The following is a 13047-nucleotide window of genomic DNA, read 5'->3' on the forward strand; positions in this document are numbered from 1 at the left end:
TAAAGTCCGCTTGAAAGAGCGGATTTTCGCATTTTTATACCACCCTAAAACTAATCAAACTAGCTTGCATGGATATCGAATTCAACAAAAACGAAGACGCACTGAAGCAGCTATCTTTTCAGCTGAAGAACAAACTACAGAAGGTACACCTGGGCGGCGGTGAGAAACGCATTGCCAAAGAACACGCGAAGGGTAAGATGACCGCCCGCGAGCGCATCAACTACCTGCTGGATGAAGGCACCGAATTCCTGGAGGTAGGCGCTTTTGCCGGTGAGGGAATGTACGAGGAAGTTGGCGGCTGCCCAAGCGGCGGCGTGGTAACCGGTATCGGCTACATCAGGGGCCGTCAGTGTGTGGTGGTGGCCAACGACGCCACCGTGAAGGCCGGCGCCTGGTTCCCGATCACTGCCAAGAAAAACCTGCGTGCCCAGGAAATCTCCATCGAGAACAAACTGCCGATTGTATACTTAGTGGACAGTGCCGGTGTGTTCCTGCCGATGCAGGACGAAATTTTCCCGGACAAGGAGCACTTCGGCCGCATGTTCCGCAACAATGCGGTAATGAGCTCCATGGGCATTGTTCAGATTGCCGCCATCATGGGCAGTTGCGTGGCCGGCGGGGCTTACCTGCCCATTATGAGTGACGAGGCCCTGATTGTGGAAGGCACAGGATCTGTTTTCCTGGCGGGTTCCTACCTGGTAAAATCTGCCATTGGCGAGTCGATTGATAACGAAACCTTAGGCGGCGCCACCACGCATTCCGAGATATCGGGCGTAACGGACTACAAGTGCAAAGACGATAAAGAGGCGCTGGACCATATCCGCAACATCTTCGATAAGATGGGTGAGAACCCGAAAGCCGGCTTTAGCCGCGTGGCGCCCGCTGCCCCGAAACTGGAGGAGAAGGAAATCTACGGGCTGCTGCCCTCTGACCGCGTGAAGCCTTACGACATGATGGACATCATACTTCGGTTGGTGGACAACTCGGAGTTTGAACCTTACAAAGACCTGTATGGACAGACCTTGATATGCGGCCTTGCCCGAGTAGATGGCTGGTCTGTTGGTATTGTGGCGAACCAGCGCAAAATTGTGAAGAGCAAGAAAGGCGAGATGCAGATGGGTGGCGTGATTTACTCCGACTCGGCCGACAAAGCCGCACGCTTTATCATGAACTGCAATCAGAAGAAGATTCCGCTGGTGTTCCTGCAGGACGTTTCTGGTTTTATGGTGGGCAGCAAATCTGAGCATGGCGGCATTATTAAAGACGGCGCCAAAATGGTGAGTGCCATGTCTAACTCGGTTGTGCCGAAGTTTACCATACTTGTAGGCAACAGCTACGGAGCCGGCAACTACGCCATGTGCGGCAAGGCCTACGACCCGCGCCTGATCTACTCCTGGCCAACAGCCCAGTTAGCCGTGATGAGTGGCGCTGCCGCTGCTAAAACGCTGCTTCAGATCCAGGTATCTTCGCTCAAAGCAAAAGGAGAGGTGATAACGCCGGAGGCCGAGCAGGAACTGCTGGAGCGCATCACCAACAAGTATAACGAGGAGCTGTCGCCATACTATGCGGCGGCCAGACTTTGGGTAGATGGCATCATTGATCCGCTGGAAACGCGCAAAGTAATCTCAATGGGCATCGAAGCGGCCAACCACGCGCCGATAGAGAAACCGTACAATGTGGGTGTGATCCAAACGTGAGATAAATTTTAAATTATGAATTAGAAATTAGAAATGAGGGTTTATTTAAGAGTGGGCGTTAGAACTGTGGTTTCCCAAACTTCTAATTTCTAATTTTGAATTTCTAATTACCAAAGTATAGTGACGAAGAACGAAATAAAGGCGCTGATCTCGCTGCTGGATGACAGGGACAATGAGGTGGCGACGTATGTGGAGAAGCAGATTGTGCACTTAGGCGAAGGCATTATTCCATTTCTGGAAGAGGAGTGGGAGGAGACGCTGAACGCTGACCTGCAAAAGAAAATAGAAGACCTGATTCATAACCTGCAATTCGGGGGGCTGCTGCAGCGCCTGAAGACCTGGAAGGAAACCGGGGCCGAGAACCTGTTGGAGGGCATGTGGCTGGTGAATTCTTACCTGTACCCGGACGTGGAGTTCGCTTCCATCAATAAAACCATCGACCAGCTGTACTTCGATGCCTGGACGCAGATGAAGGAGGAAATGCACCCCTACGACCAGGTGAAGGCGCTGAATAACGTGCTGTTCCGGGAGAAGCGTTTCACGGCGAACACCAAGAACTTCCATTCGCCGGCCAACTCCATGCTGCACCTGGTGCTGGAGAGCAAGCGCGGCAACCCGCTTACCCTGTGCGTGCTCTACATGACGCTGGCGCAGCGCCTGGATATGCCAGTGTACGGCGTGAACCTGCCCAACCTGTTTATACTTACCTATAAGCTGGATGGCATGCAGTTTTACATCAATGTGTACAACAAAGGCCTTATCCTGAGCAAATCAGACATCGACAACTACATCCTGCAGCTCGACCTGAACCCGATGGATATCTTCTATGAGCCCTGCTCTAACCTGGAGATCGTGAAGCGCGCCCTGCGCAACCTTGCCTTCTCGTTTGAGAAGATGGATGATCCGGAAAAGGCAACCGAAGTGATGAAACTGCTCACGGCCATCACTGACGAGGACCCGGTAGTATAACGCAAGTATGGCAGCCACATAAAAATCGAAGGCCACTCCTATACCAGGAGTGGCCTTCGATTTTTATGTCGTTTAAGGGCTAGTACGCGACCAATTTAATCTTTAGAGTTAGCAAGGTTATCCTAAACTGTGCTGAAGACTTTTTGCGAATCATTTCTAATTCATAATTTCTAATTTTTAATTTGGCGTAGCCTAGTACTTCTTGATCAAACAACCTGTAGCGCGCTTATCGGTGGAGGTCAGGGCTTTGTTTGCCAGCACCTCATCCAGCACGTTCTTCAGGTAAAAGTTCTTCACATCGCCTGCCACCTGCGGGTTATCGTCGATAGCGCCTTTATATTTGAGAATAAACTCACCATTGTTGTTATGCAGCACAAACACCTCTGGGGTCTTGGTGGCGCCAAACTGCGAGCTTATCTTTTGTCCCTCGTCAGAGAGGTAAGGGCTATACTTTTTAGTGCCCATGTCCTGCAAAGTTTCGCCAGCATCGCCAGCACCTGAGTTAATGTAAACAAACTGCACGCCTTTGCTACCGTAGCTGCTGGCAAGCGTTACCAATCGGTTTTCGTACAATTTAGCATAGGGGCACTGGTTGTTGGTAAACACCAGCACAACCGTCTTGGCATTTGTAAAATTACTAAGGGACGTGTTCTCGTTGTTCACGCCCTTCAGGGTGAAGTCCGCCACTTTATCACCTAGTTTGTAGCCGCCAGACTGTGCAAAGGCACTCAGCGAGAACAATAAGGCTGTGGCAAGAGAGGCTAGGTGTTTCATGTCTTTATAGTTAAGTTTTGTATTATACTTTAGCAAGTGCTTGATCGATACAGTAGGTTAATACGTGTCCGTACAGGGTTTCGTGGTGAATACGGTACAATTTAGAAAAATTTTCTGTTTGTACACGCCCTTGCAGGAGATTTGCTTTATCCAATGGCTCCACCGCCAGGTTCTCCTTAAAAATCAATTGTTTACGGCTGTACATTTTATACAAGGTTTCCTTTGCACTCCAGTACAGGCATGTTTCCCGTTCATCAGCTAAAGTATACGTCTGCTCTTGGTCTGTCAGAAACTTTTCCTGCACACGCAAGGCTTTCGGGGATATTAATTCAATATCTATGCCAACCTCATAAGTGTCTGAAAGTATAACCGCAGCCATGGCCGGGGAATGGGAAATGGAGACATGAAAGCGGGAATCGGAGAAGTAGGGCTTCCCCAGTTCGTTGCGCAGCAGCTGCAGGGGTAGCGGCGTAAGTTCTTCCAGCAGGCTATAGGTGAGCACGCGGCTTGCCAGCCACTCCCGCTGCCGTTTGGGGTGCACTTCCGCCAATCGCTTGTCTACGCTGGCTTGCGGCGGCAGCGCCTGCAGCAGGTCGTCCAGTGGCTCCTCCAGGCGCCACAGGCCTATAATCGTGTTGTCGTTGATAAACTTGGAGAGTAGCAGGGGCATAAGCAATAATGTGTAAGCGTTTCGGTTTTACTTGTACAGGCAGCGCCGTTTAGCCTTATTTGTTGTAAATTTAGCTGATTTTTAACACAGACTAAGAGCAAAGCCAGTATGGCCAGCAAAGTACAAGTACAAAAAATGGCCACCCTAACCGGTCACCGCGATTGTGTGTATACGTTAGAACGCTCCGGCGACGCTAACATTTTTTACTCCGCTGGTGGTGATGGCATGGTGGTGGCCTGGAACCTGAACGACCCGGAGAACGGAGAACTGATGGCACGCGTGAGCACCTCGGTATACGCTTTGCGGCACCTGCCGCAGCGCAACCTGCTGCTGCTGGGCCAGAACCAGGAAGGCCTGCAGGTAATTGATTTGGCGCAGAAGGCGGTGCTAAAGTCGGTGGCGCTACCTAAAGTGGCCATATTTGACATTCTCCATACTTCTGCGGGGCAGGGCAAGGTGTTTGTGGCGATGGGCAACGGCGCCGTCTGCGTGTTAGCGGCCGACACGTTCGAGCTGCAAACTATTCTCCGTAAGTCTGATAAAAGTGCCCGCTGCCTCGCCTACAACAAGCGTACAAACGAACTCGCCGTCGGCTACAGCGACCATGCCATCCGTGTTTTCAACGCAGGCACGCTGGAACTGAAGTATGAGCTGGCCTCGCATACGAACTCCGTGTTCAGCGTGGTTTACTCACCGGACGGAAAGCTGCTGCTGAGCGGCGGCCGCGACGCGCACCTGCGGGTGTGGGAGGTGGAGGAGCAGTACAAAGAACGTGGCTACGTGATCGCGCACATGTACACCATCAACCACATTACCTACAGCCCCGACGGCCAATATTTCGCCACCTGCAGCATGGACAAATCCATCAAAGTATGGGATGCGGAAACGTTTAAATTGCTGAAAGTGATAGACAAAGTGCGGAATGCCAGCCACGGCACTTCGGTAAATAAATTATTTTGGTCGGCTCATCAGAATCAGTTAGTTTCGTGTAGTGATGACCGCACCATTTCGGTTTGGGATATTAAATAATGTTCGTTATGAAGATTACACCATTAGAGATCAGGCAAAAAACGTTTGAGAAGGCATTTAGAGGACTAGACAAGGATGAGGTAAACGCGTTTTTGCTTACCCTCTCGCAGCAGTGGGAAAAGCTGCAGGACGAGAACAAGGATCTGCGCATGAAGCTCGATGCCTCGCACCGCGAGACGCAGAAGCTGCGCGAGGTGGAATCTTCCCTTTACAAAACCCTTAAAACCGCCGAAGACACCGGGAACAGCATCATGGAGCAGGCCAAGAAATCGGCCGAACTGCAGGCGCGCGAGTCGGAGCTGAAAGCAGATGAGCTGATGAACCAGGCCCGCAACGAAGCACGCCAGATGCTGGAGGATGCCAAGAAGCAGGCCGAACGCGTGGTACTGGAGATGCAGGAGCAGGTGAAAGCCCTGGACCAGGATTGCCAGCGCATGGAAAGCTACCTCGATAGCCTTGTACGTGACCTGCGCCACCTGGCAAACGAGGCGATGGAGAAGGTGGAAAAAGCCAACGCAAAACCAAAAGTAGCCACAAGCAGTATTCTTTCAAGGGCAGCCCACATTGAGGTGGAAAACACAGAGCTGCTGAAAAACCTGAAAGAAATGAACACGAACTTAGAAAGCAAGCCATACCAACTAGCGGAATCAACTGCGTCGAACGCGCCCGTGATGGTGCACCAGGCCAAGGCCAATGGGTATACGCCCCTCGGCGATCCTGCCCCGGATGTAACTCAGCCACAGCCTGAGGTGCCGCAGCCGGTTACGCCAGTGCCTAACATCCCATCGCCGGAGATTGAGCAGCCAGCACCCGATTACCCGGGCCGCGTGCCTGCGCCGGACATTGAGCAGCCCATTCCGGATGTGCAGCCGGTAACACCGGATCGCCCGGAAATTCAGCCGCCGATGACAGAGCCGAGCCGCAATGCCTACGCCAGCACGTACGACGGTGCCGGCTCCCGAAAAACGACCGGCTCTTTCTTCGACGAGATAGGCTAAGCAGCGCATGGGGCAGATTACGCTGGAGGGCATGGAGTTTTTTGCCTTCCATGGCTATTATGATGAGGAGCAGAAGATAGGTAACAAGTATGGCATCGACCTGACGATTCATACAGACCTGCAACGAACCGCCGCATCGGATAAGCTGGAAGAAACGGTAAACTACGAAGTGCTGTACGCGCTGGTGCTGGAGGAGATGAAATCTCCGGCCCGCCTGCTCGAGCACCTCGGTCACCGCATTATCGACAAGGTGTATAACGCGTTTCCGTTTGTGCAGCTGGTGAAGGTGGATGTATACAAGTATAACCCGCCCCTCGGTGGTATTTGCAAATGGGCAAAGGTTACGCTGGAGGAAGCAAGATAAAAAGTACTTATTGATACGTAAAGCAGCTGGGTTCAGGAATGGAGCCAGCTGCTTTTGGTTTATACCTGTGCTTGCGGTTGATGGGGCTACAACTGCTAGTAATTTCAGCAAAATATATTTACTAGCTGCCACTGCTTTCGCGGCCTCAGCCAAGCTATCCTTTCTAGCAACCGCTAATCCTCCAGCTCCCAAGCACCAATTGTTTCACTTCCTACTTTGGAGCGCTCACGGCCGCGGGGCCCCGTCCTCGGGCATCGCGCTGTGCGCCTGAAGCTGCTCCTCGCTCCGCTGCGGGCTGCCCTAACGGGCACCGCAACATGCACAAGGCGCTCAACCCAAGGACTGGAATCAGCTCATATAGCCACAGCTTTCGCTATGCAACAAGCAGAACTCTCTCTTTGAAGAAGAACTGTCCCCTTGAGGGGACTAGAGGGGTGTTCCTGATTAGCTTTCGCCACAGTATTTACACTTGAGTAGTCGCTACTACAGAAATTCCCCTCCTCCGAGGGGTTAGGGGTGGGTTCAACAGAACTGCCGTAGCAGCAGCGCTTATATCCTATTAAAAGCCGTTTCAGGTTCCCTGCCCTATACAAGTATAGGCAGGGGGTGGTTTGTGCATGCAAAACCAACTTATAAAATCCCCCGCCCCTTGGGGAGAGGACTAGGGGCAGTCTATTACCTACACCAGCTTCAGCAACTCCGCCGCCGCCGCAAAGGCCGACTTGTTGCCTTCCTTTACCTCACTGGTTATTCCGGGCAGCTGGTCCTTTACCTGCTGGTGTGCAAAGAAACGCTCCTCCAGGCTTTGGCGAATGGTTTCGTACATCCACTGCAGGTTCTGGTCACGGCGCTTTTTCTCAAAGTAGCCGTTGCTGTTAGTCAGTTGCAGGTAATTCTTAATGGTTTGCCAGGTGCTGTCGAGGCCGGTGTTTTGGAGGGCTGAGCAGATGCTTACCTGCGGCACCCAACCCGAAGCCGAAAGCGGGTAGAGGTGCAGTGCGTTCTGATATTCGGCGCGGGCCGATTTCGCTTTGTTGATGTTGCTGCCGTCAGCTTTGGTGATGGCGATGGCGTCTGCCATTTCCATAATGCCCCGCTTGATGCCCTGCAACTCGTCACCGGCACCGGCCAGCATCAGCAGCAGGAAAAAATCCACCATGGCATGTACGGCGGTTTCCGATTGACCCACGCCTACCGTCTCCACAAAGATTACATCGAAACCGGCAGCCTCGCAAAGTATAATGCTTTCGCGGGTGCTGCGCGTAACGCCTCCCAGCGATTTGCCCGCCGGCGAAGGGCGGATAAAAGCCTGAGAATTGATAGCCAGGGAATCCATGCGTGTTTTATCACCCAGAATGCTGCCACCGGAGCGCTGGCTAGTAGGGTCTATGGCCAGTACGGCCAGTTTCTTGCCCTGCTCCTGGATAATGTAATTGCCAAACGCCTCAATAAACGTACTTTTCCCGACACCGGGCACACCTGTGATACCTATGCGAATGGAATTTCCGGCATGCGGCAGCACCTGGTCAATTACCTGCTGTGCCAGCTCCTGATCGGCTGGAAGCCTGCTCTCCACAAGCGTGATGGCGCGGCTTAGCAGCACGCGGTCTCCGGCTAAAATGCCTGCAGCGTAAGTGTCCGGGCTAAATCGTTTGGGCAAAGTGGTAGGGGTTTGATGTGAGCAAATCAATCACTTTTACAAATTTAAGACTATTAGGTTGCCATCATACCGCCGCCCGCAGACATTCTGCAACAGGAACAGGTGGCAAGCCTATACTTGACAGTTGGTTTTCCTTCAGCTCATCTAAAGCGGGATGAATGGACTGTCTATACTTGTGCTCAAAATCAGCAGAGAGTCGGGTTGGTGCCAAGTACAAAGCAGCAGCGCCAGATCCCTGTATGGAACTGGCGCTGCTGCTTTATACTTTTGCTGAGTGCTATTTGCTTAAACCTTGGGGAAAGTTGGGCAGGCCCAGGTCGCTTTTGTTCTTACCGAGGCGGAAACCATCGTCAACGTATTTAACAGCCTCGCCCTGTGCATTCGGGTTGTTGATCACACCCAGGTAGTAACTATCCTCCCGGGCTACATAAATCTTTCCGTCAGGGCCCAGTTGCAGGGCACCGAAATGGGGACTTTTGGAAGTACCTACCACCACAGCCGATTTGGCGATGGCATCGGCACTGCCTGCCCGCATGTCAAACTGCACGATCTGTGCCTTTCCGCCACCGGCGCCGTTGGCCGTTCCATAAAGCTTGCTACCATCCGGCGAAAACATCACACCATATGCCTCCTGGTATCCTTTCAGCAGCATTGGGTTCGCTACTTCGCCGGTGCTGCGGTCAAAGTCCAGCACCTCGAAATTGCTTTCTGCATCCCAAAGCGCTGCCGCCAGTTTGGTGCCATCCGGCGAAGGAACAAGGTAGCCGATTGCCTTGCGGTTAAGGCCACCGTGCACGGTGCCGACCATACTGACAACGGGTTTCGTCTCCACGCCCTGCTCATTCACTAAATACGACATGTAGCCGTTGCTGTTCCAGCGGTGCGCAATTACCCACCAATCACGGCCGTTACTGTGGCGCACGGCTGTCAGTTTTTCAGTGGTAGGGGCAATCATAAAGTTATTACGGGAGATGATATCGCCTTTGCCCTCCTGTTTCTCCATGTCCACAACCGTATAGCGAAGCCCGTTTGACTGGGCCTGAATATCTGTTGTGAAGATATAGTAAATGTTGCTGCTGCCGGGTTTGGGAAGTATGAGCGCAGATTGCGTGGATGATTTTCCGCCCATCAGGCCGTTGCCGTTCGGCATTACCTTGTGGTCTCTGTTCCAGACGGTGATGCCGTTGGTGTAGAGCAGCAGGTTGCCCTGTGCATCGGATAAAGTAGCGCTGCCCTCTTCCGTAAACAGCTTGCTGCTAGTGGCTATGGCCGAATCGCCGGAGAAGATGATGCCCGCGCCCTTGCCAAAATACCAGTTGCTCGTTTCGCCTTGTGCTGCTGCAGCAAAACTGCTGAAGCTAAGTATGGCTACAGCAGCTATGTGTCTAAGTTTTATCATCACAGTTGATTTTGATCCTTCAACGATGCTTTTGCAAACCTAGTGCCAAGTATAACTGCAGTGTTTGGTAGAAGTGCAGGAAAATTAGTTTGATCAGAAAGGGATTATTTGATAATAACGTACGCCACAAGTTTTTCTGTCATTTCGACTGGAGGAGAAGCCTATCTGGAGTTTGTAAAAGATCTCTCCTTTGGTCGAGATGACAATAGTGGGAGCGGGTGAATGGTGTCAGTGAGTAGCAAAGGCAGTTAGTTTTAGAGGCTTTCCACCTCACCCTAACCCTCTCCTGCCAGGAGAGGGAATTAATTTACGAACAGTAAGACCTCGCAGCGTGCGCAGCTCCTGTGAGTGTCTGATTTAAACGCAACAGCCACTTACTCCTGCAATTCCAGCTCCTCCAGCGGCACCTCCAGCAGCTCCGGGTTCAGGGAGATGAGTTTGAGGAGCACGCCGTTGGTCCAGCCGAAGCCGTCCTGGTTGGGGTATTCGCCGCCACCGGCCTGCAGGGTCATGTCCACTACGTTATACTTCTCCATCAGCTTGCCCGTGTTCTGGAACACTTCTCGGTTCTTGGCCACCCAGCGCTGCGCGATCTCGTCTGCCAGCTGGTTATGCTTGTAGTTACGGAGCGCCTGGATGCTCATCCACTGCAGCGGTGCCCAACCGTTTGGCGCGTCCCACTGCTGCCCTGTGCGGTTCAGTGTGGTCACTAGACCGCCGGGCTGCAGGAAGTCCGCCTCCAGTTTCCGGGCCACGGCAGCGGCCTGCTTCTTCTTGGCCATGCAGAAGTAGAGCGGGAATACGGCAGCCAGTGAAGGGATGTTGGTTGTGGCGCCTTTTACAAAATCATAGTCGTAAAAGAAATCGGCTTCTTCGCTCCAGTTATACTTTAGCAGGGCCTTTCGTCGGGCCTTTGCCAGCTTCTCAAACTTAGCCGCTTCCGCCTTGTTGCCTTCCAGTTCTGCCATCTCAGCGAGCGTACGTTCCACGTGGTAGAGGAGGGCGTTCAGGTCTACGGGGATGATGTCGGTGGTGTGGATGGTGCTAAGGTTTTGGGCATCGGCGAACCAGCGGCTGCTAAAGTCCCAGCCTGATTCGGCGGCGGCCCGGATGTTGCGGTATACTTCCTCCGGCGCACGGCCTGATGCTTCGGCCAGTTCCACATCCTCGCGGTACGACTCCGGCCGTGGCTCCGGCTGATCGTCCCAATAGCGGTTCAGGATGCTGCCGTCGGCCATGCGCACCACGCGGCGGTGCGTTGGGTTGGCGGCTGACACCTGCTCCACGCCATCCATCCAGAAGGCATACTCCTTGCGCAGGGCAGGGGCATAGGTTTTGAGTACTTCTTTGTCTTTTTCCTTCGCCAGTACCCGCAGCATGAGCGCAAAGAAGGGCGGCTGTGAGCGGCTGAGGTAGTAGGTGCGGTTTCCGTTCGGGATATGGCCGGTGGTGTTGATGAGGTGCGTAAAATTATCCACCATACTTTGGATGAGTTCCGTTTCGCCGCTGGCCTGCAGGCCAAGCATGGTAAAGAAGCTGTCCCAGTAATAGATTTCCCGGAAGCGGCCGCCCGGCACGATGTATTTCTTGGGCAGCGCGATCAGGGAGCCGCCGTCGGCACCGGGCTCACGGGTAAGTATGGGCCACAGGCGTTCCACGTGCTGCACCACAGAAAGGGAGGTATCGGTGGTGAAGCCGGAGGCCGGTTGTGGCGGCATCTCGAAGTTTGCCAGCACAAAAGCCTTCAGGTCAAATCCCGGTTGGTCTTTCTGCTGCCCGTACGCCTGTAGAATCTCGTTGGGAGGAGCCAGTGGCGTGGCATCCGGAAAGGTTTTGGAGTCGGGGAACACGTGCTGCAGCTGCACGTGCTCAAACAGCTCGCCCAGGTCCTGCGCGGGTTTATACAGCTCCTGCGCCCGCAGCGGCTGTATAACGAAGGTAAACGGTAATAGTAGCAGAAGGAAAAAGGTTAGGGTGCGAAACGGATGCTTTTTCTGTTGCCTCATTGAAGGTTGCTTTTGATGAACAACCTTTCATACGAAATAAGAAAGCAAAGGAACAAGTATACTACCTGAAGGGGTAGCGCACAAACGAAACCTGCCCCATCGCATCCTTTTCATACTTGGCTACTGTATTTTCCTGAAATCTTTCTTCAAAGTTCACCTGCCCCGGCTGTACCTCGGTGGGAGCAGGTTGGTCGCCCAGGAAGAAGTATACTTTGGTGTTGCCATACTTGGTGTGCGGCATAAAGTCGCCGTAAGCCTGCATCTGCTGCCACAGCGTATCCTCCACGGTTACGGCATAAATGCGCGTAATAGGACCGGTGTTGTTCTCGTTGCGGTACATGGCTACTTCTTTGAAATCCCCCTCCAGGTCATCCACGCCCGGCAGCGACATGGTGTCATAGATAAACCAGGCCACCAATACAGCAGAGACAATTATAAGTATAAATTTTGTAGTTTTAGAAGACATGGCCTATGGGTAGATGAAGATGCAAAGGTAGATGGATTAGGTCGGCCTGACAAAAGCTTTGAAATATAATACTCCATATAGTATGTCTTACTAATTCATACTCGTGCCAGAAAGCTTAATTACTAATTCAATAAAAGGAGATATAATTTGAGTTATATTGCATAAACAGCATATAGCCACCTGTAATAGAGAAGAAATACATGAATTATAGATTTATAAGAAGTTTCTTCTGGTTTTATACAGTCGTGGCTTTTTCCCTTATTGCCTGCTCTACTGACGAAGTGGAACCTAATTCAGGTAAGCCCAACTGCATACTACTTGAGTCAAAAGACTCCGATGGAAGAATCACTAAGTATGAATACACCGATGAAGGCCTTATTAGCAAGGTAGTGCACATAAGTGGTTCTGGTATTGATGCACAAATAGATTATACTTCTTATACTTATGACAGCAAAGGTAGAATAATAAAAGCTGAAGAGTATAGAGGTGAACAGGTTGCCGAGTTCATCACTTATGAATATAAAGATGATCTTATGATCAGGAGAAAGTTGTATTGGAAAGATCAACTAAAACTTACAGAGAGTTTGTTTTACGACAATGAAAAAAAAATAATTAAGATTGAAAGTGATAGCGGCTATTTGATAACTATCAGCTACAACAGCGCTGGCAACGTAACAGATAAGACTATAACTGATGGAGAGATGACTTTTACTTTAATCTATGAAAATTATGACGATAAACTAGCTGCCCATAATTACGAGTTAGAAAAGGCTAGCCCAAGCATACATGCAAAATTAAGCAAGAACAATCCTCAAAGAATTATTGCAGTTAATCGTTCTAAAAACGAAGAAGCGAGCTTTTTTATAAGAGACTTTTCATACGAGTACAATAGCGATGACTTGCCGGTTACCATAATAGAAACATATCCTGAAGAAGGGGCGGCTGCTTATATCTATGTAAATAGAATGATTTACAAATGTGGAAAATTTTAAAGCATTAAAAAGCCGCAGCTGAT

Annotated in this window: 12 protein-coding genes; 6 read left to right on the top strand and 6 right to left on the bottom strand. The window is 51.5% G+C overall.

Annotation, left to right across the window (positions count from 1 at the left end):
- The first annotated feature begins 68 nt into the window (after positions 1–68).
- The gene (locus tag A0W33_RS12005; protein ID WP_068838359.1) at positions 69–1697 is read left to right on the top strand and encodes an acyl-CoA carboxylase subunit beta; all 1629 of its coding nucleotides are present in this window, start codon (positions 69–71) and stop codon (positions 1695–1697) included.
- Between the two features lie 120 nt (positions 1698–1817).
- Positions 1818–2666, top strand: a complete 849-nt coding sequence (locus A0W33_RS12010; RefSeq protein WP_068838360.1) for a transglutaminase-like domain-containing protein — start codon at positions 1818–1820, stop codon at positions 2664–2666.
- Positions 2667–2858: 192 nt separating this feature from the next.
- On the opposite strand, the gene A0W33_RS12015 is transcribed toward A0W33_RS12010, so the two are convergent.
- Both A0W33_RS12015 and A0W33_RS12020 read right to left on the bottom strand, forming a co-directional pair.
- A complete protein-coding gene (locus A0W33_RS12015) occupies positions 2859–3440 on the bottom strand; it encodes a thioredoxin family protein (protein WP_068838361.1) in 582 nt (193 codons plus the stop codon).
- A 22-nt stretch (positions 3441–3462) separates the two neighbouring features.
- Positions 3463–4110 (bottom strand): 4'-phosphopantetheinyl transferase family protein, encoded by a 648-nt coding sequence (locus tag A0W33_RS12020; protein WP_068838362.1) that lies wholly within the window; start codon positions 4108–4110, stop codon positions 3463–3465.
- A 108-nt stretch (positions 4111–4218) separates the two neighbouring features.
- Here A0W33_RS12020 and A0W33_RS12025 point away from each other — a divergent pair, with 108 nt between their 5' ends.
- The 3 genes from A0W33_RS12025 to folB are packed head-to-tail and all read left to right on the top strand — an operon-like array spanning position 4219 to position 6501.
- On the top strand, positions 4219–5139 hold the full coding sequence (locus tag A0W33_RS12025; protein WP_068838363.1) for a WD40 repeat domain-containing protein: 921 nt from the start codon (positions 4219–4221) through the stop codon (positions 5137–5139).
- An 8-nt stretch (positions 5140–5147) separates the two neighbouring features.
- Positions 5148–6137 carry a DivIVA domain-containing protein gene (locus A0W33_RS12030; protein ID WP_068840094.1) on the top strand — a complete coding sequence of 330 codons (990 nt, stop codon included), beginning with the start codon at positions 5148–5150 and terminating at the stop codon, positions 6135–6137.
- A 7-nt stretch (positions 6138–6144) separates the two neighbouring features.
- The gene (gene folB / locus A0W33_RS12035) at positions 6145–6501 is read left to right on the top strand and encodes a dihydroneopterin aldolase (RefSeq protein WP_068838364.1); all 357 of its coding nucleotides are present in this window, start codon (positions 6145–6147) and stop codon (positions 6499–6501) included.
- Positions 6502–7180: 679 nt separating this feature from the next.
- Here folB and meaB read toward each other — a convergent pair.
- The 4 genes from meaB to A0W33_RS12055 form a co-directional block, all read right to left on the bottom strand.
- Positions 7181–8161, bottom strand: coding sequence for a methylmalonyl Co-A mutase-associated GTPase MeaB (gene meaB, locus A0W33_RS12040; RefSeq protein WP_068838365.1), 981 nt, complete (start codon positions 8159–8161; stop codon positions 7181–7183).
- Positions 8162–8438: 277 nt separating this feature from the next.
- Positions 8439–9560 carry a YncE family protein gene (locus tag A0W33_RS12045; protein ID WP_068838366.1) on the bottom strand — a complete coding sequence of 374 codons (1122 nt, stop codon included), beginning with the start codon at positions 9558–9560 and terminating at the stop codon, positions 8439–8441.
- Positions 9561–9934: 374 nt separating this feature from the next.
- The gene (gene treF, locus A0W33_RS12050; protein WP_068838367.1) at positions 9935–11566 is read right to left on the bottom strand and encodes an alpha,alpha-trehalase TreF; all 1632 of its coding nucleotides are present in this window, start codon (positions 11564–11566) and stop codon (positions 9935–9937) included.
- A 61-nt stretch (positions 11567–11627) separates the two neighbouring features.
- Entirely contained in the window at positions 11628–12032 is a 405-nt protein-coding gene (locus tag A0W33_RS12055; protein ID WP_068838368.1) for a hypothetical protein, read from the bottom strand.
- 200 nt (positions 12033–12232) lie between these two features.
- Here A0W33_RS12055 and A0W33_RS12060 point away from each other — a divergent pair, with 200 nt between their 5' ends.
- On the top strand, positions 12233–13024 hold the full coding sequence (locus A0W33_RS12060) for a hypothetical protein (RefSeq protein WP_068838369.1): 792 nt from the start codon (positions 12233–12235) through the stop codon (positions 13022–13024).
- Positions 13025–13047 lie beyond the last annotated feature (23 nt).

The sequence above is a fragment of the Pontibacter akesuensis genome, from assembly GCF_001611675.1.
Lineage (GTDB): Bacteria > Bacteroidota > Bacteroidia > Cytophagales > Hymenobacteraceae > Pontibacter > Pontibacter akesuensis.